This is a genomic window from Pseudoalteromonas sp. 3D05 (assembly GCF_002723455.1).
In the GTDB taxonomy this organism is placed as follows: Bacteria; Pseudomonadota; Gammaproteobacteria; order Enterobacterales; family Alteromonadaceae; genus Pseudoalteromonas.
Map to the genome: position 1 here is coordinate 1 of NZ_PDUS01000006.1, position 26,112 is coordinate 26,112.

A 26,112-nucleotide genomic window follows, 5' to 3' on the forward strand; every position below is an offset into this window, starting at 1 on the left:
AATTATACGCAAGCGTTTTTTAAAGTTATTTGTAATTAATTAGCATTTGGTATGATTTTCAAACGAACAGCATAAAAACACAGCTAAACTATCTGCAAAACAACTTATATAACCTAGTTAACTATATCTTTGGCTAAGATCCACACAATAGAAACTTAGGTTATTACTATAAAACGCACATCCCAGCTTGAACATACACAAAAACGAATATACACTTTATCATATATTAAACTTAAGGCTTTATTTATGAGTAATCAAACTTCCGCTAATAAGCGTTCGGTTTTATTCTTGTGTACTGGTAACTCTGCTCGCTCACAAATGGCCGAAGCATTACTTCGTCACAAAGCAGGCGATCTATTTGATATTTTCAGCGCAGGTACGTCACCTGAATTGATTGACCCCCGTACTTTAGATGCCATTGAGAAATTTGGTTTGACTATAGATAACCTTAAATCTAAAAGTGTTGATGAGTTCTCAGGCAAAGAGTTTGACTTTGTTATTACCCTTTGTGATAAAGCAAATAAAGAATGCCGTAACTTCCCTGGCGCCAAAGCACAATTAGCTTGGGATTTTCCAGACCCAAAAGGCCGATGCTGTAATAACCCTTTTGCTACCACATTAAGTGAATTAAACAATCGCTTGTCGATGTTTCTACTTTTAGAAAGTAAAAATCAGCCAAATAACAAGACTGCATTGAACCTGCGTATTGATGAACAAATTTCTGAGCTTGATTCTTTTACGATTGATCCTGTTTCATTTTATAAGTGCTTAACAGACGATATACGTTTAAAAACACTGATGCTGACTAATTATCACGGTGAACTATGTGTATGCGAGTTGATGGAAGCATTACAAGAAGACAGCCAACCTAAAGTGTCGCGTAATTTAGCTGTTTTAAAGCGAGCGGGCATTATCACAGATAGAAAACATGGCCAGTGGGTGTTCTATAGAATTAATCCAGACCTACCTATATGGATCAAAAAAGTGATCAGTGAAACAACTGAAAGCAACCTCACACTGATAGCCAACAATTTGGACAACCTCGCTAACATGCGGAACCGTCCAAGTAAAACTGACTTTTGTCGCTAATATAGGATTTTACAATGCAACTTCACCCCTTTGACACATTAACGTTAGATAATGGCGCAAAGCTTATTTTTACGCCTTGCCCTGGTACTAAACAAGCATCCCTTGAAGAGTCAGTGTTCACACTTAAGCAAGCCGGCACCAGCATGTTACTTACGCTAATGTATGACCATGAAATTGCTAAAAATAACATTAAGCAGCTACCCACTATTTGTGCTGAACATGATATCTCTTGGTTACAGCTGCCTATATTAGATGACGATGCCCCCGATAAAGAATTTGAAGCACAGTGGCTGCAACATAAAGAAGCCATTCTAAACGCAGTAAATAACCAAGAAACTATTGCGGTGCATTGTAAAGGCGGCACAGGCAGAACAGGCTTAGTGATTGCGCTTATTTTACTGACTCATGGTTGGCCTAGTGACAAAATAATTCAACAGGTACAAAAAATAAGGCCAAAAGCACTTAGAAATACACTTCAACTTAATTATTTTAATTCACAGTTATAATCAGTATTAAGGAATAAACAATGACAATTAAAGTAGGTATAAATGGTTTTGGCCGTATGGGCCGTTTATCAATGCGGGCAGCTTTCGATTGGGATGATGTGGAAATCGTCCAGATTAACGACCCTGCAGGTAACGCTGAAACATTCGCTCATTTAATGACATTTGATTCCGTACACGGCAAATGGCATCACGAAGCAAGCCATAACGACAATGCCATTATTATAAATGGTAAAAAAATTGGCTTTAGTCAAAACACTAAAACACAAGAGACTGATTGGTCACAATGCGATGTGGTTATTGAAGCATCTGGCAAAATTAAAACTAAAGCACTACTGCAAGCTTACCTTGATCAAGGTGTAAAACGCGTTGTTGTAACAGCGCCAGTAAAAGAAGACGGTATTTTAAATGTTGTAATGGGTGTAAACGATCACCTTTATAACAAAGACACTCATTCTATTGTTACTGCTGCTTCATGTACAACTAACTGCTTAGCGCCTGTAGTTAAAGTTATTCATGAAAAGATTGGTATTAAACATGGTTCAATCACCACGATTCACGACATAACCAATACCCAAACAATTATTGATGCCCCCCACAAAGACTTACGCCGTGCGCGTTCATGTGGCACAAGTTTAATTCCTACCACCACAGGGTCAGCAACAGCTATCACACATATTTTCCCCGAGTTAAAAGGCAAATTAAACGGTCACGCGATTCGCGTACCACTTACTAATGCATCAATCACTGATTGTGTGTTTGAACTTGAACGTGGCACAACCATTACTGAAGTAAATACCTTACTTAAAGAGGCAGCCGCGGGTGAGCTTAAAGACATTATGGGCTATGAAGAACGCCCGCTTGTATCTATTGATTACAAAACCGACCCTCGCTCAAGTGTTATTGATGCACTTTCAACTATGGTGATCAACGACACACAAGTGAAGCTTTACGTGTGGTACGACAATGAGTGGGGATATGCAAACCGTACTGCCGAACTTGTACGTAAAGTTGGCCTAGCCGATAAGGAATAATTGACCGTGGAGCGATTAAAAGCACTTCCGCCACAAATAAAACAATATTTAATAATTACCGGTAATTATTGGGCGTTTACCCTTACTGACGGCGCATTGCGTATGCTTGTAGTGCTGTACTTCCACCAGCTTGGTTACAGCCCGCTTAGCATAGCGATGTTATTTTTGTTTTATGAAATTTTTGGTGTGATCACTAATTTAGTGGGCGGATGGCTTGGCGCTCGATTCGGCCTCAATAAAACCATGAACATTGGCTTGGGCTTACAAATAGTTTCTTTAGCCATGCTCATGGTGCCTGTTGATGTACTCACTGTAATTTATGTTATGGCAGCACAGGCACTATCTGGAATAGCCAAAGATCTCAACAAAATGAGCGCAAAGAGTGCGATAAAACTCCTTGTGCCAAAAGATGCGCAAGGCCAGTTGTATAAATGGGTGGCAATATTAACTGGATCTAAAAATGCACTCAAAGGGGTTGGCTTCTTTTTGGGTGGCTTGTTGCTTACCATACTGGAGTTCCACGGTGCAATTCTTAGTATGATTTGCATGCTCACCGCGGTCTGGCTATTTAGTATCTTTGCTTTAAAAGAAGACTTAGGTAAAGCTAAAAATAAAGCCAAATTTAGTGAGTTATTCTCCAAAAGCAAAGCCATTAATGTGCTCTCCGCTGCACGAATGTTTTTATTCGGCGCAAGAGATGTATGGTTTGTGGTTGCCCTACCGGTATTTTTAGCCGCAACCTTTGGTTGGGATCACTGGTGGGTTGGTGGCTTTATGGCAAGCTGGGTGATCGGCTATGGCGTAGTGCAATCTTTTGCCCCCTCTTTTACCGGTAAAAAGTCAGGGCAAGTCCCAAGTGGCCGCAGCGCATTTTTATGGGCGAGTTATTTAACGCTATTGCCTGCATTTATTGCTTTAGCACTACATTTTGACTTTCATATTCAGGTATCAATTATTGTAGGCTTACTACTGTTCGGTGCAGTCTTTGCTATAAACTCATCATTACATAGTTACTTGATTGTCAGCCTTGCAGATAGTGATGGCGTGTCGTTAGATGTAGGCTTTTACTATATGGCCAACGCCATGGGCCGATTAATTGGTACTGTTCTATCGGGCTGGGTATATCAACAGTACGGACTTGAAGCCTGTTTATGGATTTCAAGCGCATTTATTGCCTTAGCTGCCCTGCTATCACTAGCATTGCCACAACAAGCCGACGCTCCTGCACAGTAACTGAGTTTACACCTGCATGGTGTTTACCATGCAGGGCTCTGCAGTTTCAAAAATAAGACAGCTCACGACTAAGCAACTTACCTAAATATGGAACATTTAATGCATGATTTTTGACATTAAAAAACATGTCAATTTATAGTCGCACGGGACGCTCAATGAATCTAACCAATATACCTTCATCATTAATTACTGATCCAAACTTGTTAAAGCAAGCCCAAACTGGCACACAACAAACTATGAACCAAGCTGAAGATAGCGCACCAACAGCTACTTCAGCAAAAGTTGCTGATGAGCAAACCACCCAAGACGAAGCTAACACTGATGAAACCAAACAAAGCACGCAGCAACAGATGATTACACACATAAAAACACTACAAGAAAAAATTCGCGCGCTAGAAGCTGACGACAGCCTAACAAAAGCAGATCAACAAACACAAATTGACGAATTACAGCAAGAGTTAGATGAAGAACTCGTTGCAATACAATTAAGCGTTAAAAAGAATGTATCAACGTTGATGGGAAGTTTATTTTCGTCAGCAGGCAACACGAGTTCAGGTTTATTGTTTAATCACAGCGCTTAGGGTAACTTTTTAACTAATATTCTTAGAACTAAAAAAGTCCCTAAGCGGGGCTTTTTACTTATTACCCTTGACCTACATGTGCCTTATTTACTGCTTGTACTTGAGGAAAATTGCTCGCCTCAAGACTTGATTATAAACCCGCTTTTTCTCACTTGAGCTAAGTTCAAAGTCTACACGCGTAGAATATTTCATCTAAATGATGCTTTGCCTAATTTAATATGGGTGACTGGTGCATATTCACACCAATCGACGTCATTACTGGATGCATAGTCATATTTAAAGTGAGTTAAAAAAACAACACTTGGTTTTTTAATTAAAAGATCAAGAAAACACAACAGCTTGCTTGACCGAAACTTTCTAATGGGAGAGCCCTTATAAGCACTTCACAGTTAATAGATTGCCAGTCTTGCTAACAGCCATGGCGTATCGTTAGATGTAGGCTTTTATATAGGGTCGACGCCATGGGAAGGTTTATCGGGCTTTATTATCAATAGGGACTTAAAGCCTGCTTAAGGTTGTTAAGTGCACTTATCGCTATCGCGGCAATATTATCTATGCTTCTTCCAATCCAACACTAAAAATAACTAAGTACGCGTTTTTTTAGCTTTCTTCTCAAAGTGTCGTATATTTAAAGGCAGTAATTAACTACAGAGTTGCAATAATGTTCCTTACCCGCTTAATTTACGCAAGCCGAATTACAGAAAGCTTTTCAAACTCAAGTATTGAGCACATTATTAGAAAGGCATCTGAAGATAACGTCAAAAATCATATAACAGGCATGTTGTGCTTTAATAGTAACTATTTCTTACAGTGTCTAGAAGGAGCACGCACGCAAGTAAACCAAACCTATAAACGAATTTTAAATGATGAACGCCACACGGACATAACCCTTCTTTACTATGATGAAATTGCTGTAAGGGATTTCGCTGACTGGTCCATGGGATATGTACCTTCTTCAAGCCTCAGCAGCTCTATTAACCTTAAATTTTCAGGCTGCACTGATTTTAACCCATATAAAATCTCAGGTGACGGCGCATTTAAAATGATGTTGGAGTTAAAAAAGTTATTACCATCAATAGAGTGAATGTATAAAAGTGGTGGCCCCTCCCAGACTCGAACTGGGGACCTAACGATTATGAGTCGTGTGCTCTAACCAACTGAGCTAAGGGGCCACTTATATATTAGCGTTTATATACAGCTAAATTTTGAAGCGTTTAGTCACTTGATTGACTAAAGCGGGTTGCAGTATAAAAAGTTTTTACTGGCTTGTCACTAGCAAAAACCTTTATTTTAACAATCTGTAAGCCAACTGCCTAAATAGTAATCGCCACAATGCTTTATAGTGGTGTTTATAGCAATTTAAACTTTAAAAACCACCTTCACAGCATATATCACAACCTAACAGAATTGCCCTGCTGCAAAACCACAGCTCCAAGCGTATTGAAAGTTATAGCCTCCCAACCAACCTGTTACATCTGTTACTTCGCCAATAAAATATAAATTTTTAGCCTTTTTAGCTTCAAAGGTCTTTGAACTGAGTTCGTCGGTGTCTACTCCGCCTAATGTAACTTCTGCGGTGCGATAGCCTTCAGTCCCGTTAGGTTTAATTTGCCAGTTATGTATGTAATCAGATAGCTCGTCAATTTGGCTGTGAGTAAGCTGGTTTATATTACAATCTGGAATTGCTTTACTTTCATGTAATATTTCAACAAAACGTTTTGGTAAAATAGTTGCTAGGCTATTCTTTAATGATTTTTGTGCTTGGCTTTCGCGCCATGTTGCTAGTTGCTCTTTTAAATCAAGCTCTGGTAACAGGTTTATAGTAACTGCTTGCCCTGCTCGCCAAAACGAGCTTATTTGTAATATGGCAGGGCCGGATAAACCACGATGAGTAAACAGAATATTTTCTTTAAAAGTCGTGCCGTCTTCGCTACTGACAATACAGGGAATACTGATCCCTGATAACCCTTCAAAGCGGTCTTTATCATGTTGGTGCAAGGTGAAGGGTACAAGTGCAGCCATGGTAGGTAATACTTTCAAACCAAATTGTTCAGCAACCTTATAACCTATTGGTGTGGCACCAAGCTTTGGCATTGTTAAGCCACCCGCAGCAACTACAAGTGATTCACACTGATAGGTTTCTTGCTCTGTGGTTACCTGATAACCAGTATCGGTTTTTGTTACGTTTAGCACTTCATTGCGAAGCGCAACATTAACCCCTGCCCACTCACATTCGGTGAGCAATATATTAACAATGTCTTGGGCACTGTTATCACAAAATAACTGACCTAGGGTTTTATGATGATAGGCTAAACCGTGGCGATCGACCAATTCAATAAAGTCATGCTGGGTATAACGACTTAGACATGATTTAACAAAATGAGGATTGCCGCAAAGGTAATTGTCAGGGCTCGCATTTTCGTTGGTGAAGTTACAACGCCCTCCTCCACTAATTAAAATTTTACGTCCTGGCTTTTTACCCATATCAAGCACCGTAACATTGCGTCCTCGGTAACCTGCTTGAGCAGCGCACATTAAACCTGCAGCACCGGCACCTATCACTATTACATCTACTTGGGTCATTTACTTTTCTCGCTAAATTTTTTTGAATTATAACAAACTTAGCTCGACAAACTGAGATGTATTTAACTATTAAATTAATAACAATAAAGATTTTATCGGGATTATCGCCACATCAAAAAACAATACTTTATAACTAAAAACCAATGAAAAAACAAAGCTAAAAATATTATTTGGCCATATAAACATCTCTATATAACCAAAATGGTGACAGACATAACGAAACGTTATTTTCACAGTTTTAACAGATCGTTTACTTTTGTACCCCTTCACAACAATTCATTGTGAAGTAATACATAACAATCTAGGGATAATTATGACAACAACAAGTTTTAAAAAGTGTGCATTAGCACTCACATTGGGTACGCTATTTACTGCAACAACCACCATGGCTAATCCAAGCCAATCAATTATGCCATCAATGGCTGAAACAACCGCAAAGCTTCAAGGGCAAGATCCTTTAGGTACACGTTTCATCATCAAATATAAAAACAACTCAAGTGAAATGGCGACGCTTTCAGCTATGGATGCTAGCCCACAAATGATGAACAAAAAAGCGCAAGGCTTCGTTAAAAACTTTACGAGCAAAAAAGGTAAAGTTAAAGCGCAGTATGTCCGCGCAATGGCATTAAGTAATCACCACGTTATGCGTGCAGACAAAAAATTAAGCGCTTCTGAGGCACAAGAATATATGCAAGACGTTATCGCTACAGGTAACGTAGAGTACATTGAAATTGACCAAATGCTGAAGCCATTTGCAACGCCTAACGATCCTCGTTATTCAGATCAGTGGCATTACTTTGAACAAGCAGGTGGTTTAAACCTACCAACAGCTTGGGATACAGCAACTGGTAGCGGTGTAACCGTTGCAGTGCTAGATACAGGTTATCGTCCGCATATTGATTTGAATGGTAATATTTTACCCGGCTACGATATGATTTCTGATACGTTTGTAGCTAATGATGGCGGTGGCCGTGATAATGATGCACGCGACCCAGGTGATGCTGTTGCAGCAGGCGAATGTGGTAACAATGGTGCGCAAGGTTCTAGCTGGCATGGTACTCATGTTGCGGGTACTGTTGCAGCTGTTTCTAACAATGGTGAAGGTGTGGCTGGTGTTGCTTACGACGCTAAAGTTGTTCCTGTTCGTGTACTTGGTAAGTGTGGTGGTTTAACCTCAGATATTGCTGATGGTATTATCTGGGCTTCAGGTGGTTCTGTTTCTGGCATTCCAAGCAATGCAAACCCAGCTGATGTTATTAATATGAGCCTTGGTGGTAGTGGCTCTTGTAGCTCAACTACGCAATCTGCAATTAACCAAGCACGTGGTAATGGTGCGGTAGTTGTTATTGCGGCTGGTAATGACAATGATAACTCTGCAAACTATAACCCAGGTAACTGTAGCGGCGTAGTAAACGTTGCATCGGTTGGCCGTAATGGTGGTCGCGCTTACTACTCTAACTACGGTAGCAATATCGATGTTGCAGCACCTGGTGGCGCACAAAGTTTTGCTAATGATTCTGAAGGCGTACTTTCAACCCATAACTCAGGTTCATCAAGCCCTTCAAGTGATAGTTATCATTACTCGCAAGGTACGTCTATGGCGGCACCTCATGTTGCGGGTGTAGCTGCTCTAATTAAGCAAGCTAAACCGTCTGCAACACCGGATGAAATTGAAAGCATTCTAAAATCAACAACTCGTTCATTTGCTGCTACCTGCAATAATTGCGGAACAGGTATTGTTGACGCTGCCGCAGCGGTTGCTGCTGCAACAGGTGGTACACCACCACAACCAGGCGGTAATGAATTACTAGATGGCCAAGCACAAACTGGCTTAAGTGGCGCTGCCAGCAGCGAAACTTTCTACACAATGACTGTACCAAGCGGTGCAACCAATGTAACTTTCACAATGAGTGGCGGCACGGGTGATGCTGACTTGTATGTACGCGCTGGTAGCGCTCCTACCACGTCAACTTATGATTGCCGTCCTTATAAAGGCGGTAATAGCGAAGAGTGTTCTATCGACAGCCCTGCAGCGGGTACATATCATGTAATGCTACGCGGTTATTCGGCATACTCTGGCGTAAGTCTAGTAGGTAACTTAACAACGTCTGGCGGTGGTACAGGTACTCCGCAAGCAGGTGGCGGTACAGTTGAAAATGTATCTGCTAACGCAGGCCAATGGAAACATTATACGCTAGACGTACCTGCTGGTATGGCAAGCTTTACAGTGACAACATCAGGCGGTTCAGGTGATGCTGACTTATTTGTTAAGTTTGGTAGCCAACCAACAACGTCAAGCTATGATTGCCGTCCATATAAAAATGGTAATGCTGAAACATGTACATTTAGCAACCCGCAAGCAGGTACTTGGCATATGAGCGTTAACGCCTACAGAACATTCTCAGGCTTAACAATTGATGCACAGTATCAACCTTAAGTAATAAAAGAAAAGCCTAGTTTATTAGGCTTCTCTTTAACCAGTTCCCCTGGTAATTTTTAGCCGAGCTTTGCTCGGCTTTTTTCGCTAAAGTGTAGCTAGCACAGCTTCAGCACGGCTCACTGCAAATTCTTTACCTTGCTCAACATACAAACCAGTCACAGTTTGGTTTTCTACAACCATTGCATAACGCGTTGATCGTACACCGCCAAACCCTGCTGTGTCTTTATCTAAGCCAAGGGCTTTAGTGAAACTTGCATCACCGTCCGCAAGCATGTCAATTTCTTGCGCATTATGCTGCTCACCCCATGCTTTCATTACAAAAGCATCGTTTACTGATACACAATAAATAGCATCAATGCCTTTGGCTTTAATTTTATCTGCAAGCGTAATAAATTCAGGCAGGTGCGCATTAGAACAGGTTGGAGTAAACGCTCCAGGTACCGCAAATAACACGACTTTTTTATCTAAAAATAGCTCGTTATTGCTAAGGGTTTGCAACCCATCTTCTGTTAGTTGAGTTAAACTTACAGCGGGTAAAGTATGGCCTTGAGTAATCATTTTGTTTCCTTAACTTTAGTATGAATACTAAGTGTAAAGTGCAAATAAGGTAAATTAATAAGTTTAAGCTTACTTAATTACACCATGTACTTTTATTGAAGCTACACCAATAGGACACCTCCTTTAATGTAGCTTCAATTATTAAACAGTTCTTCCTAATCAATAATCTGTGGCTAGCTATAGGTTTGCAAAGTTTATGTTGTTTACTAAACACCCTATCCTTTACAAACCTAAAGTAAACACTATATTAACCAACAATCCCTAAAGGTTGGGCTGTTTTCCATGCACCTCGGGTAAAGTCTGGGATATCTACAGAGTCGCTACGATTACTCACTGACTGAGCTGATAATGGCGAAATAACTGACCACGCAGCGCCATCGTATACATCTTGATCCAATGCCTCACCATTACGCATACAATAAATCATGCGCCAAAACATCAGAAAGTCCATACCGCCATGCCCACCATTTCGTTGCGCTTCTTCGCCCATCTTAAGCCATAATGGGTGATCGTATTTTTTATACCACGAAGACATATCGTGATCCCACTCGTGGAAGCTCTTTTCACTTCCTTTTTCCAGTGCGATTCGGTTTGGAAAGCCTGCAAACACCCCATTTGTGCCCTGTATTAAATTATGACGAGAGTATGGCCTTGGTGTGGTAGTGTCATGCTGAACCATAATGCTTCGTCCCTTCACTGTTTTGATAAGTGTAGTATTCATATCTCCGGCAATATAATTAAGCTGGTTTCGTTGATGCTCAGGCGGGAACTCTTGTTCTGCGTACGCTTTTCGGCCAAGCGCTGGTGAACTCATAGAGGTTAAAAAATCAAAACGGTCGCCACGGTTAATATTCATATACTGTGAAACAGGCCCTAAACCATGGGTGGGATATAGATTACCATCACGTTTGGCATGCCAAGCCGTTCGCCACGAACCCGTTTTATGAGTAACCTCTTTCATTTGCCAACGCAATTCGTGAATATAAGCCGCTTCGCCGTGCAATAGCTCACCAAATACACCTTGACGAACCATATTCAAGACCATCAACTCATCACGGCCATAGTTGACGTTTTCCATCATCATACAATTCTTTTGTGTACGCTCTGCCGTATCAACAATTTGCCACATTTCTTCTACTGTTAACGCAAGTGGCACCTCAACAAATGCATGTTTGCCACTATTCATTGTGTCTATTGCCATCGGGGCATGCCATGCCCAAGGCGTAGAAATAATCACAATGTCGATATCGTCTCGATCGAGCATTGCTTGGTATGCGTTATCAGCCCCAGAATATAAAGCTGGCTTTACAAAGCCATTTTCAGTTAAATAATTTGCTGAACGCTCAAGTACTTCATCATGGGTGTCACATATTGCAACAATTTGAGTGCCATCAATGTGGCTCATTCTTTTTACGTGACCAAATCCTCGCTGGCCAACACCAATAAAGCCAACCCGAACAACATCCATTTTTGGTGCTATTAAGCCTATAACTGACTGCCCTTGTTGCGCTGGAATTATGGGAGTCTTAGATGTTGCGCACCCGGCAACAACGCTAGCAGCGGCAGCTGCACTAGCGGCTTTTAGAAAGTCGCGGCGATTAAACTGTTTCATTATTTTTTCCTTGATAAACCTAAGTTTAACTTACCTAAGATAGCTGTAGAGGTAAAGTAGACCAAGGTAATTAACAAGAATATGCGGTGAGCTGAGGAATGAGAAGTTAAGCCTAGCGCAAGACACGCTAGGCTTATTAATTAAACGTCGCTTATGATTGCTTTGAGTATTTGCTTTTTAGCGATGATATCACGGTAAAGTGCAAATTGGTTTTGCGCACGCTCAAGGTTATGTGTTGCGTGTTTTGTCGCAAAATAATTGTCGCCATCAATATAATCAGTAAGAAAGCGTAGACCTATCATAAAGGTCATCACTTTTGTACCCAACCAGAAACTTTGCTTCTCTTCATCTGTAATGAGGCCTTTTAATGGCTCAATATAGCCCTTTACCACAGCTGCGAAAATCTCTTCGCGCACGCGTACATTATCTAGATTAGTTGAATCTTCTTCTTCTGGAGAACAAAAAGTACGCACCATATCGCCAAAATCATACAACCAATATCCAGGCATACAGGTATCTAAATCAATAACAGCCTTGGCCGTATGTGACTTATTACAAAACAACATGTTATTAATTTTAGTATCATTATGACATGGTCTAACAGGTACGTTTCCTGCCAGGGCTTTTAATTCATCAATCAAACCAAACTGAGATAAACAAAAGTCTACTTCTGACTGACAACTCGCCAAACGTGATACCGGATCTTGCTCTATCACTGCTTTGAAGTTTTTGCCGCGCATTGCTAAATTATGAAAATCAGGAATAACATGATGCAGTTGCTCAGCATCAAAATCTTCTAGTGCTGCTGCAAACTGTCCAAACGCATTGGCGGCAATTTCTGCTTGTGAAGTATTCGCTACTACATCTTCACTATAACTGCCGCCAATAAATTCGAGAGCACGCCACACACCTTGATCACAGTCCACTAAAAACTCACGTGACTGAGTAGGTACATGCCTAATAATGTCTAACTCATAATTTCCTGATTGGTGTTTTTGAGTTAAATGACGCTCAATGAGTCGAGCATTCTTAACTAACATCTCCGGCTCTGGAAACACCTCTGTATTCAACTTTTGTACTACCAATGACTTCTCAGGCATGGTCAATAACATGGTGCTATTAATATGACCATTACCGATTGGTTTAATGCTTACACATTCATTGCCAAGCCCAAAGCTTTCTGACAACTGCACCGCAACTGGGTCTAACTTCATACCTATTTCACTATTTTCGTGCCCAGAAAAGGGCTGGGATGGGATTACCTCATCCATGGCGTAGTTCATATAATTTCCCTGCAACATCCTGTAACTCAGACTTGTAAGTCACGCCATACCACGACTCTTGGGCCGTATAAACGCGGACTTTTTGTTTATTGTTAATGATTGACCACTGTATTTGATCGGGTAAATAATACTCCCTTTTGACATCGCTGTCATGCATTTCTAAAAACTCAACAAAACCATGTTCCAAACGCTCAAGAAAAGTAGGAGTAATCCCCCAAAAACTCATTGAGCTTAAGGCTTCCATCGCTATTTGTTTTTGCTCACCGAGTGGGTTTACTCCTGTTAACCCCGTATCGCTTTGAGTGATATTTAAATACTCCTCTACCCCTTGTAAATAACCATTATCAACTTGGCAGATACCTCTGTTAACACCCCCTTGTGTTGATAATGTAGCCTCAATAGGGTATCCGACCATAGCCCAACTTTGTTCAGACTTAAAATGGTCACTGAGTATTTTAAATGACGAAGCCCCGTAGTAATCATCTGCCGTAATCACAATAGCTGGGTTTTTAATGTGCTCTTTAGCACATAATAATGCGTGGCCTGTACCCCAAGGTTTAACTCTATTACTAGCTAAATCAACAAAGCGCTGTGGAACTGAATCAATATGCTGCTCTACAAGTAGCACCTCTAGACCTTGCGGTAATCGAGGTAAGATTGTATTTTCAACCTCCGCTCTAACATTTTGGTTAATGACAAGTACTACTTGAGTAACTCCCGCAGAGTGTGCATCAGCGATGCTCAATTCCATTATTGTACAACCTAGCCCAGCCACTTCTGCAATTTGCTTATTACCACCAAAGCGACTACCTAAACCACCGGCAAGTACAACCAAACTGAGCGAGTGTTTACTTTTTTCCATGACTAACTCATATTATTTTTATTGGGAAGAATTGTACCAGCTTTCAATAATAGGTCTAGCTGAACACAGGTAGGATTAAACGGTTATAAAGCAAAAACGGTGGCCTGATGATTAGGCCACCGATTAAACATCTATCTAAAAAAGACGACTACCAAATTTTAACTCGGTCTGCTGGTTTGATGTACATTTTGTCTCCCTCTTTTACATCAAATGCTTGATAAAACTCCGGCATGTTAGACAAAATACCAATAACGCGATAATGGCTCGGTGAATGAGAGTCAGTCATCAGTCTGTTGCGTAACTCTTCATCACGGTATTTACGACGCCAGATTTGTGACCAACCCATAAAGAAGCGCTGCTCACCAGTGTAGCCATCAATGATAGGCGCTTTGGTTTCACCTAATGATAATTGGTATGCGGTATAGGCAACGGTTAAACCACCTAAGTCACCAATGTTTTCGCCTAATGTTAGCTCACCATTGACAGCTGCATCTTCAAATGGCTTATATTCATTATATTGTGCAACTAACTGCGCTGTACGCTCTTCAAATTGTTTGAGGTCTGATTCGCTCCACCAGTTGCGCAAGTTACCATCACCATCATATTTAGCACCTTGATCGTCAAAACCATGCCCTAACTCATGTCCAATAACAGCACCGATAGCTCCGTAATTTACTGCATCATCAGCCTCTAAATTAAAGAACGGTGGTTGTAATATTGCTGCTGGGAATACTATTTCATTATTAACCGGGTTGTAATACGCGTTAACTGTTTGTGGAGTCATATGCCATTCAGACCGATCAACAGGTTGACCAAGCTTCGCCGTCATATCTGCGTATGACCATTCACTAAAGCGAATATAATTTCCAACCAAATCATCCGATTTGATTTCCAACTTAGAGTAATCTTTCCACTTGTCGGGATAACCAATTTTAGGCGTGAACTTGTCCAGCTTCTCTTTGGCTGCTAATTTTGTTTCAGGACTCATCCATTCTAGGTTTTCAATAGCAACACCATAGCCTAGAATCACGTTATCGACTAACTCTTCCATTCGTGCTTTGGCTTCAGGCGGGAAGTTTTCTTTAACGTAAACCTTGCCTAAAATTTCGCCCAATACACTGTTAGAGGCATCCACCGTTTTTTTCCACAGTGGAGCTTGCTCTTTTACACCTCGCAAAGTGGTACTGTAAAAATCAAAGTTTAAGTTGACCAAATCTTTGTTTAACAGCCTTGCATAATTATTAACGAAATGAAATTTCAGATAATTTTTCCACGTATCTAAATCCGTGTCGCTATAAATACTAGCAAACTTTTCAAAGTAGCTAGGCTGCCCAACAATAATATCCGTTGAGTCCACACCTGAGGCTGTAAAATATGTCTCTAAGTCAAATGTACCTGTAAGCTTACTCGCATCAGATATACTCATCTTATTATAAGATTTAGTTGCATCGCGGCTTTCCACTCTGCTCCACTGTGCCTGTGCAATGGTTTTCTCTAACGCTAAAATTGTTTCTGCGGCGCTTTTTGCATTTTCTACATTTGCTCGTTCAAGCACAGCAGTAATGTATGCCTTATACTCTTCACGTATTTTGCTAAACTTTTCATCATCTTTTAAATAGTAATCACGATCAGGTAAGCCCAGACCTGACTGATAAGCATAAAGAGCATATTCACTTGAGTTTTTAGCGTCATTGTTAACATACCAACCAAACGGTACGCTACCACCTTGAATACGTAACTGAGCCATTAACGTGACCAAATCACTTTTAGCTTTAACTTCATCAATATTCTTTAACACAGGCGTTAAAGGTTGAATTCCAAGCGCTTCACGTTTAGCTTCATTCATATAGCTATTATAAAATGAGGCTAATTTAAACTCATCAGTACCAGCTTTAACCGACTTATTCGCTGCTGCTTTTTCTAATACAGCCTTCATTGCTTTTTGAGAGTCGTCATATAGTTGTGTAAAAGATCCATAATTAGATTTATCACCCGGAATCTGTGTTGTCTCTAACCATTGACCATTCACGTGGTAATAAAAGTCATCTTGCGCTCGAACTGATTTGTCCATATTCGCTAACTCTATTCCTGAATCCAATTGCTGGACTTGTGTTTGAGGTGCTGCTATTTCTGCTTGTTGTTTTTCCCCGCACCCTACTAAACCCAATGCCAGCGCAATACTTGCTGCCGTAAGCGTTACTTTTTTCATGAAAGCCTCGTTTTTTAATTATTGATTAAATGCGTAGAAACGATAAACCTCATCAATCTATTCGCATCCATCATTTTAAACCTGATCAGCAAAACAATATATGACTGTGCAATGGCAAACGATTTTAATGTGTAACAAAGTTTATCAAATAGTGTGTATTAAGACTCAGAGCTGGAATATCAAATCCATTACCTAAACGGTTTATAATCTTACAGACACAAAAAAACCGCTATAAAGCGGTTTTTTTAATTATTCACGTTTTATTTTATAACACGCAAATGTGAGCCTTTCTTCTTGTCAGGTTTAGGTGACGCAGGCTCATCAATGATCGGTTCATCAACTAATTCAACCGGCTCAGGCTGTAGTGCAAAATCGTCTTCGTCCTCTAAAAACTCTTCTGCAGTAAATACAGTTCCTTCACCGTTTTCGCGTGCATATATTGCAAGTACAGCACCTATTGGTACATATACTTGCATTGGTTGACCACCAAATCGAGCATTAAAGCTTAATTGTTGGTTATCCATCGAAAACTGCGTAACGGCTGACGGGCTAATGTTCAAAACAATCTGACCATCTTGGACAAATTGAGTTGGAATTTGCACTGCAGGAAAATCAGCGTTCACTACTAGATGTGGTGTACACTGATTATCAACAATCCAATCAAAAAATGCACGAAGCAAATAAGGACGATTAGATGTCATTACAAACGTATCTCACGCTCAGCTTCTGTTAAAGAAGCTTGGAAAGATTCACGTTCGAATAAACGAATCATGTACTCTTTCATTTCTTTAGAACCTGCACCATTTAGCTCAATACCAAGTTCTGGTAAACGCCATAATAGAGGTGCTAAGTAACAATCAACTAAGCTGAATTCTTCGCTCATAAAGTATGGCGCTTCAGTAAAGATTGCTGATACTGCTAGTAGTGCTTCAGTTAGCTCTTTACGAGCTTGAGCTGATTCAGCACCATTAGCATAAATTTTTGCTGCTAGGCTATACCAGTCAGTATCGATACGGTGCATCATCAAACGGCTACGACCACGCATTACCGGGTAAACAGGCATTAGTGGAGGGTGAGGAAAACGTTCATCAAGGTATTCCATGATGATGTTTGCCTGATATAAACCAAGCTCACGGTCGATCAGTGTTGGCACTGTACCGTAAGGGTTAATTTCGTGAAGTGCTTCTGGCAGATTATCCTTTTCAGCCAAATGAATATCTACACTTACACCTTTTTCTGCAAGTACAATACGTACTTGGTGACTATACATACAGTTAGCACCAGAAAAAAGGGTCATTACAGGGCGCTTATTGGCAGCTACGGCCATGCCTACCTCCATTATATAACTAAAACAGCAATAGGGGCTTAAGCCCCTATTGCAAAATTACCTTTAAATATGTTCAAAATTAATGAACATCTCTCCAGTATTCTTTCTTCAGCATGAATGCCAAGATAAATAGGATAATTAAAAACCCTATTACCTTAATACCTAACGCTTCAGACTCAAGACGTGTAGGTTCACCTACATACTCAAGAAAGTTAGTTAAGTCACGAGCCGCTTGGTCGTATTCATCCACGCTCATTTCACCAGTACCATCTGTCTCAGTGCCGACGACCTTAGTCACTGTGTGACCATTTTCTTCAACTTCTTCGACTATAGGTGTTGGTAAACCTTGCAGTTCTTGTAGAACATGAGGCATACCTACTGATGGGAATAACGTATTATTCACGCCAAATGGACGAGATTCGTCTTTGTAAAATGATTTTAAGTAAGTATAAATCCAATCACTACCACGAACTCGTGCAACATTAGTTAAATCAGGTGGTGCTGCGCCAAACCATTTTGCAGCATCTTCTTTAGCCATAGCATTAAGAATGTGGCCACCTACTTTTGAACCATCAAAGATAAGTTGTTCTTTACCAACCTCTGTTGGAATTCCAATGTCACGAAAAGTACGTTCATAACGTTGATACTGCATTTGGTGACAACCTAGGCAGTAGTTCATGAACAACTTTGCGCCACGCTGCAAAGAAGGTTGATCAGATATATCGTTACCCGCTTCCATTAAAGGAACTGACGGGCCTGCCGCCATTGCAGGTAACACGTTTACTGATAAAGCGAATAAACCAATAAGTAGTTTTTTCATCATTTCGTTAACCTCTCAGGCAATGGCTTAGTTTTTTCATTCTTACTGTAAACAAATAACAGTACGAAGAACATAAAGTAAGTCACAGTACAGACTTGCGAAACAATCGTTTTAAAGTCAGTTTGTGGTGTAGCACCAACCCAACCTAGAAGAACGAAAGTAACAACAAAACCTGCAATGTTCCATTTGTGGAAACCACAACGGTAACGAACTGAACGAACCGAACCACGGTCAATCCAAGGTAATAATGCTAGTACGACAATTGATGCACCCATTGCAGCAACACCCATTAATTTATCAGGGATTGCACGTAAGATTGCATAGAATGGCGTGAAGTACCAAACAGGGAAAATATGCTCTGGTGTTTTAAGTGGATTAGCAGCTTCAAAGTTTGGCGCTTCTAAGAAGAAGCCGCCCATCGCTGGCATAAAGAACACAACCCAACAGAACAAGATTAAGAAACCAACCACGCCCACAATATCTTTAACTGTATAGTAAGGATGGAACGGAATTGCATCAATGATGTCTTTCTTATCAGTATAGTATTCATGGAACTTAAATTTAGGCTTATCTTCTTCAGCCACAGTTCCTTTCTTGCGTTTGTTATCAATACCATCTGGGTTGTTTGAACCCACTTCATGTAGTGCAACAATGTGTAAGAATACTAAAATAACAATAACCAATGGCAATGCAATTACATGTAATGCAAAGAAGCGGTTAAGCGTTGCACCAGAAATTACGTAGTCACCACGGATCCACAGTGTTAAATCGTCACCAATAACCGGAATAGCACCGAATAGTGAGATAATTACCTGTGCACCCCAGAACGACATTTGGCCCCATGGTAATAAATACCCCATGAACGCTTCAGCCATTAGGGCTAAGAAGATGAACATACCGAATAACCACAGTAATTCACGCGGCTTTTGGTAAGAACCGTAGATCATGCCACGGAACATATGAAGGTATACAACAATGAAGAATGCTGATGCACCCGTTGAATGTAGATAGCGTAAGAGCCAACCATACTCAACATCACGCATGATGTATTCAATAGAAGCAAACGCCCCTTCTGCTGAAGGCACGTAGTTCATTGTCAACCAAATCCCAGTTAGGATTTGGTTTACTAGTACTAACATGGCTAGCGAGCCAAAGAAGTACCAGAAGTTAAAGTTTTTAGGTGCTGGATACTGTGCAATATGCATGTTCCAAACACGTGTCATTGGGATACGGTCGTCTATCCAATCAACAATTTTACCAAACATTAGGCCACCCCTTGTTCTTCGCCCACTAAAATAGTGGTCTCATCAAGAAAAGTATATGGTGGAATTTCTAGGTTTAATGGTGCTGGTACCGATTGGAAAACACGGCCAGCCATATCAAATTTAGAACCATGACATGGACAGTAAAAACCGTCTTCAGTCCCTTCCACTTTTTCACCAAAGCCACCTTGTAGGAAGCTAGGTGAACACCCTAGATGCGTACAAATACCAACAGCGACAAAAATCTCTGGACGTATTGAACGGAAATCATTCGTTGATGATTCTAATTGTTGTGGCTCTTGCGATTGCGGATCACGAAGTTGACCTTCGTGAGCTTTCATCTGCTCAAGCATTTTTGGGGTCCGTGATACAACCCATACAGGTTTACCACGCCACTCGACACGTATTAATTGTCCTGGCTCAAGTTTGCTGATATCTACTTCTACAGGCGCACCCGCAGATTTAGCTCGCTCACTTGGATTCCAAGACGCAATAAAAGGAACAGCAGCCCCAGCCGCACCAACACCACCAACAACAGAGGTAGCTATGGTTAAAAAGCGACGTCGGCCATTGTCTACAGGCGCATTGCTCATCCACTTATCTCCACTATGATTCCCAACACTTGCTATATTGAGAACATCAGTTACAGCAGGTTAATTTTTCGAAATTTTAAAATAGAAGCGATCATAATTAAAACCCATTATTAAAACAAGGTTATTAACAGCCTCATGCTCGAATAATCCTGACTTTATCAAAAACTGATTAAGCTAGCTCGAGCATAGAGCCGTCTCTATGATATAACTTTTACAAAAACAATATACTGACCAAGATCAACCTCACTAAGAGGAAGCAGATAAACTGCACATGGTGCTGTTGAACTCACTCACATTACTTGCCAGACAATTGTAGCAAAAAAATCCATCAATTAACTGATGGATTTACACTTATTATGATTATTATTGAACTTTTTTTAAAGTTATACGCAGTAAAGGCCCAAGCAGGTTAATTATTAGGCGTATATTTAATACTCGTTTGCTGATTACTTGTAAAAAGTGCGAGTTTCTCAAATTTTCAGCAATCCGTTTTAAAGGGATGCATCAAGCTTTGGGGGGTGTTTTTTTGCTCGTAGGTTTGGTGATACTCAACCCACGCTACGGTATATAGGATAACACTGTGTTTATCGCTAACTTTTTCATCCATAAACAAAAAACCCAGCCGAAGCTGGGTTTTTGGAATTCTGTAAAACGTAATATTAACGTTTTGAGAACTGTGGACGCTTACGTGCTTTCTTAAGACCCACTTTCTTACGCTCAACTTTACGCGCATCACGAGTAACGAAACCGGCTTTACGAAGTTGTGGACGTAGTGACTCGTCAAACTCCATAAGTGCACGAGTGATACCGTGACGGATTGCGCCAGCTTGACCAGTAGTACCACCACCTGCAACAGTGATGTGTAAGTCAAACTTTTCAGTCATATCTACAAGCTCAAGAGCTTGACGAACAACCATACGTGCTGTTTCGCGACCAAAGTACTCTTCTAAAGAGCGCTTGTTGATTACGATGTTACCAGTGCCTGGGCGTAAGAATACGCGAGCACTTGAACTTTTACGACGACCTGTACCGTAGTATTGATTTGCCATGATAGTGCTCCTTAAATGTCTAGAACCTGAGGCTGTTGTGCAGCATGGTTGTGCTCAGTACCCGCGTAAACTTTAAGTTTACGGTACATAGCGCGGCCTAAAGGACCACGTGGCAACATGCCTTTAACAGCTTTTTCGATGATCATTTCAGGCTTTGCAGCTTGAAGTTTATCAAAAGTAGTAGACTTAAGACCACCTGGGAAACCAGAGTGAGCGTAGTAAACTTTATCTTTGAATTTGTTACCAGTTACAGTAACTTTCTCCGCGTTGATAACGATGATGTAATCACCAGTATCTACGTGTGGAGTATATTCAGCTTTGTGCTTACCGCGTAGGCGATGAGCGATTTCAGTAGCGATGCGACCTAAAGTTTTACCTTCAGCGTCAACTACGTACCAGTCACGTTTTACTGTTTCTGGCTTAGCAACAAACGTTTTCATTTATAAAAATCCAATGTTTTTCAATTAAAACCACAGGTAATTATTATTAATTACCGCTCTAAATGTTTGCTCCAACCCCTTCGAGTTTAAGACTTTTGCGCCATTCAAAAGAGGCTAAGCTAATGAAGGCAATAGAACGCAACGTGGCAGACGCGGGAGTATACCAGCACTTGAACCACATTGCTACCTGGTGCTTGTTTTTTCCGCAAGAAATTTAAGTGCTCTGTTTAATTAAGCTAAATGCTCTCTTGCAAGATATTCCAGTGACTGCATTTCTTGTAATCGACTAATACAACGTTTGAACTCAAAGTTTAGGTTCCCTTGAGTGTAAAGTTCAGTGATTGGTTTTTCAGCAGAGATGATTAATGTCACATTACGCTCATAAAACTCATCCACTAATGCAATAAAGCGGCGCGCAGCATCGTCGTTAGTTTGTCCAAGCTGTTTTACGTTTGATAAGATAACCGTGTTATACAAACGGCTTATTTCCATATAGTCCACTTGGCTACGGGCCGTTTCACATAGTTCAGGGAAATCAAACATGACGATACAATCCGATACTTTACGCGTTTTGATCATCCGCCCTTCAATTTCTATCGCTGTATCCAAGGTGCCAGGCTCTGGCGATAACTTATCAAAATATTCAAACAAGTTTTTATCAGCCTGTGCATCTAGTGGGCTGTGAAAAATTTCAGCTTGCTCAAGTGTCCGTAAGCGATAATCAATACCCGAATCAACATTAACAATTTCAGTATTTTCATTAACCAATGCAATTGCAGGTAAAAAACGTGCACGCTGAAGCCCATTGCGATAAAGCTCATCAGGCACGATATTAGAAGTAGCTACTAAAACAATACCACGTTCAAATAACGCCTCCATTAAACCACCTAACAACATAGCATCCGTGATGTCTTGCACAAAAAATTCGTCAAAACAGATAATATCCGTTTCAGCCTTAAATATGTCTGCAACGATTTCTAATGGATTCGACTTATTATTTAACTTTTTTAGCTCATCATGAACGCGGTGCATAAAACGATGAAAGTGCACACGCATTTTTCGTTTACCCGGCAAGGCTTCATAAAAAGTATCAACTAAATAGGTTTTACCACGCCCGACACCTCCCCAAAAATACAGTCCTTTTATTGGTGGCGTGCTATCTTTATTAAAGAGCTTTGCAAACCAGTTTTTTTCAGCTGGCTTTGCTGTCGTTAAATCATCGTATAGCCGCTGTAAATGACGCACTGCATTTTCTTGCGCAGCATCATGTACAAAATCGTCACGCTGTAAATCTTGTTGGTACTTTTGCCAAGGTGTCATAGGTAGTTACAATAAAAGACGGTTTAATTTACGCAACATATTAACACGCATCGTAACTCGGGGTATATTAGTCATAGTAAGATTTATGTAACCTGACATCAGGTTATCAAAGCACGTATTGAGTTATCCATCGTGCGAACTATTATTGGTTATTTTTGCATTTCCCAAAGGGGTGGATTTTATGGGTACAATTACTTGGATTGGTATTACCGTTATCGTTGCAGTAGCAGCTTTTTTTCTTGGTGCGTTTGTTACAAAAAAACAATTTAAGCAAGACGAGCTTGAACAACAAGCTGAACAAGCGAAGCACGCTTTGGAGCAATATAGACAAGATGTTGCCGACCATTTAGCCAGCACTGGCAAATTAGTTAATCGAATGAAAGACAACTACGATCAATTGCTTAACCACGTTGATGAAACCAATAAGCTGTTATTAAATGATAAAAAGCAGCACCCTGCTGAACCATTTTTCTCAAAAGAAACCACAGAACAGCTACAGCGCTCCTTAAAAGAGCGCCAAAGCGACCGTTCATCTGCTAATGCTCAACCCGCTGATTATGTCTCGGGTGAATCTGGTTTATTTGCTGGTGAAAACAAAGTTTCAGAACAATCAAAAGCATCTTGAGGAACTTTTTTTTGACCCCATAGTCTTTAGATATAACAGCTTTATATAATATCTATACCTTAATGAGGCTGCTATTTGCAGCCTTTTTAGTTTTTGCTTTTCCTGTGATGTGGAGTAAACCTTGACTATGAAAATGAAATTATCGTTAATCAGCTCAGCTGTCCTATCTGCGAGCCTACTATTAACCCCTGCAGTTTCAACGGCCAAAATGCCAATTGCAGTAAATGGTCAACAATTACCAACTTTAGCCCCAATGCTAGAACAAATCACCCCTGGAGTTGTGAGTATTCAAGTATCAGGGTCTAAAGAAGTACGCAGACGCGCCGATCCCCTTGACTTCTTTTTTGGCAATCCTCAGCCACGCAGCCAAAAACGTGAATTTAGTGGATTAGGATCAGGCGTTATTATTGATGCCGATGAGGGCTATGTAGTAACCAATAATCACGTGGTACAAGATGCTGAAAAAATGCTTGTTACACTTGAGGATGGCCGTGAATACGAAGCTAAACGGATCGGCAGTGATAAAGAATCCGACATTGCCTTATTACAAATCGATGCGGATGACTTGGTCGAAATTAAACTTGCTAATTCAGATCAATTGCGTGTTGGTGATTTTGCGGTCGCAATCGGAAATCCATTTGGCTTAAGCCACACAGTGACATCAGGTATTGTTAGTGCACTTGGCCGCAGCGGCTTAAATATTGAAGGTTATGAAGATTTCATTCAAACAGATGCTGCAATCAATCAAGGTAATTCCGGTGGCGCACTTGTTAACTTAAATGGCGAACTAATTGGTATCAATACCGCCATATTGGGCGCATCGGGTGGTAATGTAGGCATTGGTTTTGCTATTCCTTCTAATATGATGAAAAACCTGGTTGATCAAATAATTGAACATGGTGAAACCCGAAGAGGATCTTTAGGTATCTCTGGACGCCCACTGGATGCTGGTCTTGCTAAAGCACAGAAACTCGATGTTAAGCAAGGGGCCTATGTCATGCAAGTAATGGATGATTCTGCAGCTAGTAAAGCAGGTATTAAAGCAGGTGATGTAATTACTAGCGTTGATGGCACTGAAATCAGCGGATTCCTTGAACTGCGCAGTAAGATTGCTACGCTAGGCGAAGGAAAAAAAGTGAAACTGGGGATTTATCGTGACGGTAAAGTAAAAACAGTGAGCGTCACTCTTGATGGTGCTTCTGGTCAAAGCGCTTCAGGTGATGAATTACATCCGGCATTCCAAGGTGCAACACTCAAATCAACCCAGCGAAATGGCGCAAAAGGTGTTGAGCTTGAATCTGTCGATCCTCGTTCTCCTGCTGCACGTGTTGGCTTAGAAGAAGGTGACATTATTATGCAGGTTAACCGTCAACGCGTAGAAAATATCAGAGAAATGAATAAAATCATCGAAAACACAAGAGGTAATATCGTTCTTGGCGTTCAAAGAGGCCGTGAATCTGTGTTTGTATTGATTCAATAGTATAAATATCGATTAAATAATAAAATTTATAACAGCGGCACTTGCCGCTGTTATTTTTTTTGTGCCAAAATAACAGGATTGCCCTCTAATAATAAGAATACCGTGCTAAGATTTTTTAAATTTGTACTTCCCCCTCTATTTGCTGGCCTCGGTATCGCTTTCTTAGTGGTATTCTTTAGCCCTAATATGCGAGCGGCTCTTTTACCAAATGTTGCCCTGCCCAGCGCTATAACAAGTCAGCACCTGAGCTTTTCTGATGCAGTAGAGAGAGCTGGGCCATCCGTTGTCACCATTTTCTCTGAGAGTATTTCTAGCCAACCTCGATATAAACGCCAAAACACAGTTCAAGAACTCGGATCAGGCGTTATCATGTCCAGTGATGGTTATATATTAACTAACTATCACGTGATTAATAATGCAGACCAAATAATGGTGATCCTCACTGATGGCCGTCGCTTTTTTGATGTACAACTCATCGGCTTTGATACCATAACAGACTTGGCGTTATTAAAAATTAATGCCGAACACCTACCTGTGATTCCAGTGAATAATAACTTTAACCCACGTGTGGGAGATGTAGTACTTGCGATAGGAAATCCACTTAATTTAGGGCAAACAATTACTCAAGGAATAATCAGCGCAACAGGCAAACAAAAAATCACTGACAGCCCATTCAATAGCCTATTACAAATGGATGCTGCCATAAATGTAGGAAACTCAGGCGGCGCGTTAGTCAACTCTAAAGGTGACTTGGTGGGGATAACATCGGCACAGTTCAAAACGCGTGAAAATTTGGACATTCAAGGTATTTTCTTCGCTGTGCCCTATTCTTTAGCAAAAGAAGTGATGGATAAGTTAATTCGACACGGCCGTGTTGTAAGAGGTTATTTGGGCTTCACAGGCACTGCTGTTGATAATACAGGTAAAGAAGTCAGCGATAATTATACCCCTGTTGCAGGGCTTCGTATTACAAGCTTAGATCCGTTCGGCCCTGCATGGCAGGCTGGTATAAAAGAGCAGGATATAATCGTTAAGATAGCAGGGAAAGATGTTAGTAACCCGCAACGTACGCTGACGTTAATAGGAAATTCGGAACCTGGAAATGAGATTGAGTTTCAGCTTTATCGAAGTGGGGAGATTTTAAAAGTGATGGTCAAAGTGGCCGAACTTGAAACAGAATTATAGAACCCAGGGCCTAGAAGCTAGGAC

At 40.7% G+C, this 26,112-nt stretch carries 24 protein-coding genes and 1 tRNA gene; 10 read left to right on the forward strand and 15 right to left on the reverse strand.

Annotated features, from left to right (window positions below):
* Positions 1-246 precede the first annotated feature (246 nt).
* The 6 genes from CSC79_RS07820 (at position 247) to CSC79_RS07845 (ending at position 5,524) form a co-directional block, all read left to right on the forward strand.
* The gene (locus tag CSC79_RS07820) at positions 247-1,089 is read left to right on the forward strand and encodes a metalloregulator ArsR/SmtB family transcription factor (protein ID WP_099295282.1); all 843 of its coding nucleotides are present in this window, start codon (positions 247-249) and stop codon (positions 1,087-1,089) included.
* Positions 1,090-1,103: 14 nt separating this feature from the next.
* Positions 1,104-1,595, forward strand: coding sequence for a dual specificity protein phosphatase family protein (locus tag CSC79_RS07825; RefSeq protein ID WP_099295283.1), 492 nt, complete (start codon positions 1,104-1,106; stop codon positions 1,593-1,595).
* A gap of 20 nt (positions 1,596-1,615) precedes the next feature.
* On the forward strand, positions 1,616-2,626 hold the full coding sequence (locus CSC79_RS07830) for an ArsJ-associated glyceraldehyde-3-phosphate dehydrogenase (RefSeq protein WP_099295284.1): 1,011 nt from the start codon (positions 1,616-1,618) through the stop codon (positions 2,624-2,626).
* Positions 2,627-3,859 (forward strand): organoarsenical effux MFS transporter ArsJ, encoded by a 1,233-nt coding sequence (gene arsJ, locus CSC79_RS07835; RefSeq protein ID WP_180270404.1) that lies wholly within the window; start codon positions 2,627-2,629, stop codon positions 3,857-3,859.
* A 155-nt stretch (positions 3,860-4,014) separates the two neighbouring features.
* Complete coding sequence (locus tag CSC79_RS07840) at positions 4,015-4,440, forward strand: hypothetical protein (RefSeq protein ID WP_099295286.1); 426 nt, start codon at positions 4,015-4,017, stop codon at positions 4,438-4,440.
* A gap of 661 nt (positions 4,441-5,101) precedes the next feature.
* Positions 5,102-5,524, forward strand: a complete 423-nt coding sequence (locus CSC79_RS07845; protein WP_099295287.1) for a BLUF domain-containing protein — start codon at positions 5,102-5,104, stop codon at positions 5,522-5,524.
* An 11-nt stretch (positions 5,525-5,535) separates the two neighbouring features.
* On the opposite strand, the gene CSC79_RS07850 is transcribed toward CSC79_RS07845, so the two are convergent.
* A tRNA-Ile gene (locus tag CSC79_RS07850) sits at positions 5,536-5,612 on the reverse strand.
* Between the two features lie 226 nt (positions 5,613-5,838).
* Positions 5,839-7,023, reverse strand: coding sequence for an NAD(P)/FAD-dependent oxidoreductase (locus CSC79_RS07855; RefSeq protein WP_099295288.1), 1,185 nt, complete (start codon positions 7,021-7,023; stop codon positions 5,839-5,841).
* A gap of 310 nt (positions 7,024-7,333) precedes the next feature.
* On the opposite strand from CSC79_RS07855, the gene CSC79_RS07860 reads away from it, so the two are divergent.
* Positions 7,334-9,460: a S8 family peptidase gene (locus tag CSC79_RS07860; protein WP_099295481.1), complete on the forward strand. Its 2,127-nt coding sequence runs from the start codon at positions 7,334-7,336 to the stop codon at positions 9,458-9,460.
* 87 nt (positions 9,461-9,547) lie between these two features.
* Here the strand turns inward: CSC79_RS07860 and CSC79_RS07865 are convergent, their stop codons facing one another.
* The 13 genes from CSC79_RS07865 to zapE form a co-directional block, all read right to left on the reverse strand.
* Entirely contained in the window at positions 9,548-10,021 is a 474-nt protein-coding gene (locus tag CSC79_RS07865; RefSeq protein WP_099295289.1) for a peroxiredoxin, read from the reverse strand.
* Positions 10,022-10,268: 247 nt separating this feature from the next.
* A complete protein-coding gene (locus tag CSC79_RS07870) occupies positions 10,269-11,633 on the reverse strand; it encodes a Gfo/Idh/MocA family oxidoreductase (protein WP_099295290.1) in 1,365 nt (454 codons plus the stop codon).
* A 140-nt stretch (positions 11,634-11,773) separates the two neighbouring features.
* A complete protein-coding gene (locus CSC79_RS07875; RefSeq protein WP_099295482.1) occupies positions 11,774-12,847 on the reverse strand; it encodes an aminoglycoside phosphotransferase family protein in 1,074 nt (357 codons plus the stop codon).
* A 49-nt stretch (positions 12,848-12,896) separates the two neighbouring features.
* Positions 12,897-13,778 carry an NTP transferase domain-containing protein gene (locus CSC79_RS07880; protein ID WP_099295291.1) on the reverse strand — a complete coding sequence of 294 codons (882 nt, stop codon included), beginning with the start codon at positions 13,776-13,778 and terminating at the stop codon, positions 12,897-12,899.
* A gap of 148 nt (positions 13,779-13,926) precedes the next feature.
* Positions 13,927-15,987, reverse strand: coding sequence for a M13-type metalloendopeptidase (locus CSC79_RS07885; protein ID WP_099295292.1), 2,061 nt, complete (start codon positions 15,985-15,987; stop codon positions 13,927-13,929).
* A 260-nt stretch (positions 15,988-16,247) separates the two neighbouring features.
* Positions 16,248-16,688 carry a ClpXP protease specificity-enhancing factor gene (locus CSC79_RS07890; RefSeq protein ID WP_099295293.1) on the reverse strand — a complete coding sequence of 147 codons (441 nt, stop codon included), beginning with the start codon at positions 16,686-16,688 and terminating at the stop codon, positions 16,248-16,250.
* Positions 16,688-17,314, reverse strand: a complete 627-nt coding sequence (gene sspA, locus CSC79_RS07895; RefSeq protein WP_087533162.1) for a stringent starvation protein SspA — start codon at positions 17,312-17,314, stop codon at positions 16,688-16,690. The genes CSC79_RS07890 and sspA overlap by 1 nt, the downstream gene beginning before the upstream one ends.
* A gap of 79 nt (positions 17,315-17,393) precedes the next feature.
* Positions 17,394-18,137 carry a cytochrome c1 gene (locus CSC79_RS07900; protein WP_099295294.1) on the reverse strand — a complete coding sequence of 248 codons (744 nt, stop codon included), beginning with the start codon at positions 18,135-18,137 and terminating at the stop codon, positions 17,394-17,396.
* A complete protein-coding gene (locus CSC79_RS07905) occupies positions 18,134-19,399 on the reverse strand; it encodes a cytochrome b N-terminal domain-containing protein (protein WP_058560964.1) in 1,266 nt (421 codons plus the stop codon). Before CSC79_RS07905 ends, CSC79_RS07900 begins: the two co-directional genes overlap by 4 nt.
* Positions 19,399-19,989 carry a ubiquinol-cytochrome c reductase iron-sulfur subunit gene (petA, locus tag CSC79_RS07910; RefSeq protein WP_058560963.1) on the reverse strand — a complete coding sequence of 197 codons (591 nt, stop codon included), beginning with the start codon at positions 19,987-19,989 and terminating at the stop codon, positions 19,399-19,401. The genes CSC79_RS07905 and petA overlap by 1 nt, the downstream gene beginning before the upstream one ends.
* A 659-nt stretch (positions 19,990-20,648) precedes the next feature.
* The gene (gene rpsI / locus CSC79_RS07915) at positions 20,649-21,041 is read right to left on the reverse strand and encodes a 30S ribosomal protein S9 (protein ID WP_024600778.1); all 393 of its coding nucleotides are present in this window, start codon (positions 21,039-21,041) and stop codon (positions 20,649-20,651) included.
* 8 nt (positions 21,042-21,049) lie between these two features.
* Positions 21,050-21,478: a 50S ribosomal protein L13 gene (rplM, locus tag CSC79_RS07920; RefSeq protein WP_002957960.1), complete on the reverse strand. Its 429-nt coding sequence runs from the start codon at positions 21,476-21,478 to the stop codon at positions 21,050-21,052.
* A gap of 231 nt (positions 21,479-21,709) precedes the next feature.
* Entirely contained in the window at positions 21,710-22,798 is a 1,089-nt protein-coding gene (zapE, locus tag CSC79_RS07925) for a cell division protein ZapE (RefSeq protein ID WP_099295295.1), read from the reverse strand.
* 181 nt (positions 22,799-22,979) lie between these two features.
* Between zapE and CSC79_RS07930 the strand changes: the two genes are divergently transcribed.
* The 3 genes from CSC79_RS07930 (at position 22,980) to CSC79_RS07940 (ending at position 26,088) form a co-directional block, all read left to right on the forward strand.
* The gene (locus CSC79_RS07930) at positions 22,980-23,423 is read left to right on the forward strand and encodes a YhcB family protein (RefSeq protein WP_099295296.1); all 444 of its coding nucleotides are present in this window, start codon (positions 22,980-22,982) and stop codon (positions 23,421-23,423) included.
* A 127-nt stretch (positions 23,424-23,550) separates the two neighbouring features.
* A complete protein-coding gene (locus CSC79_RS07935; RefSeq protein ID WP_099295297.1) occupies positions 23,551-24,903 on the forward strand; it encodes a Do family serine endopeptidase in 1,353 nt (450 codons plus the stop codon).
* Between the two features lie 102 nt (positions 24,904-25,005).
* Positions 25,006-26,088, forward strand: a complete 1,083-nt coding sequence (locus CSC79_RS07940; protein ID WP_099295298.1) for a trypsin-like peptidase domain-containing protein — start codon at positions 25,006-25,008, stop codon at positions 26,086-26,088.
* Positions 26,089-26,112: the final 24 nt, after the last annotated feature.

Bases quoted from the DNA above. Each gene is read 5' to 3' on its own strand.
- CSC79_RS07820 (WP_099295282.1), top strand. From the start codon at position 247: ATGAGTAATCAAACTTCCGCTAATAAGCGTTCGGTTTTATTCTTGTGT.
- CSC79_RS07825 (WP_099295283.1), top strand. From the start codon at position 1,104: ATGCAACTTCACCCCTTTGACACATTAACGTTAGATAATGGCGCAAAG.
- CSC79_RS07830 (WP_099295284.1), top strand. From the start codon at position 1,616: ATGACAATTAAAGTAGGTATAAATGGTTTTGGCCGTATGGGCCGTTTA.
- CSC79_RS07840 (WP_099295286.1), top strand. From the start codon at position 4,015: ATGAATCTAACCAATATACCTTCATCATTAATTACTGATCCAAACTTG.
- CSC79_RS07845 (WP_099295287.1), top strand. From the start codon at position 5,102: ATGTTCCTTACCCGCTTAATTTACGCAAGCCGAATTACAGAAAGCTTT.
- CSC79_RS07855 (WP_099295288.1), bottom strand. From the start codon at position 7,023: ATGACCCAAGTAGATGTAATAGTGATAGGTGCCGGTGCTGCAGGTTTA.
- CSC79_RS07865 (WP_099295289.1), bottom strand. From the start codon at position 10,021: ATGATTACTCAAGGCCATACTTTACCCGCTGTAAGTTTAACTCAACTA.
- CSC79_RS07870 (WP_099295290.1), bottom strand. From the start codon at position 11,633: ATGAAACAGTTTAATCGCCGCGACTTTCTAAAAGCCGCTAGTGCAGCT.
- CSC79_RS07875 (WP_099295482.1), bottom strand. From the start codon at position 12,847: ATGAAGTTAGACCCAGTTGCGGTGCAGTTGTCAGAAAGCTTTGGGCTT.
- CSC79_RS07880 (WP_099295291.1), bottom strand. From the start codon at position 13,778: ATGGAAAAAAGTAAACACTCGCTCAGTTTGGTTGTACTTGCCGGTGGT.
- CSC79_RS07885 (WP_099295292.1), bottom strand. From the start codon at position 15,987: ATGAAAAAAGTAACGCTTACGGCAGCAAGTATTGCGCTGGCATTGGGT.
- CSC79_RS07890 (WP_099295293.1), bottom strand. From the start codon at position 16,688: ATGACATCTAATCGTCCTTATTTGCTTCGTGCATTTTTTGATTGGATT.
- sspA (WP_087533162.1), bottom strand. From the start codon at position 17,314: ATGGCCGTAGCTGCCAATAAGCGCCCTGTAATGACCCTTTTTTCTGGT.
- CSC79_RS07900 (WP_099295294.1), bottom strand. From the start codon at position 18,137: ATGATGAAAAAACTACTTATTGGTTTATTCGCTTTATCAGTAAACGTG.
- CSC79_RS07905 (WP_058560964.1), bottom strand. From the start codon at position 19,399: ATGTTTGGTAAAATTGTTGATTGGATAGACGACCGTATCCCAATGACA.
- petA (WP_058560963.1), bottom strand. From the start codon at position 19,989: ATGAGCAATGCGCCTGTAGACAATGGCCGACGTCGCTTTTTAACCATA.
- rplM (WP_002957960.1), bottom strand. From the start codon at position 21,478: ATGAAAACGTTTGTTGCTAAGCCAGAAACAGTAAAACGTGACTGGTAC.
- zapE (WP_099295295.1), bottom strand. From the start codon at position 22,798: ATGACACCTTGGCAAAAGTACCAACAAGATTTACAGCGTGACGATTTT.
- CSC79_RS07930 (WP_099295296.1), top strand. From the start codon at position 22,980: ATGGGTACAATTACTTGGATTGGTATTACCGTTATCGTTGCAGTAGCA.
- CSC79_RS07935 (WP_099295297.1), top strand. From the start codon at position 23,551: ATGAAAATGAAATTATCGTTAATCAGCTCAGCTGTCCTATCTGCGAGC.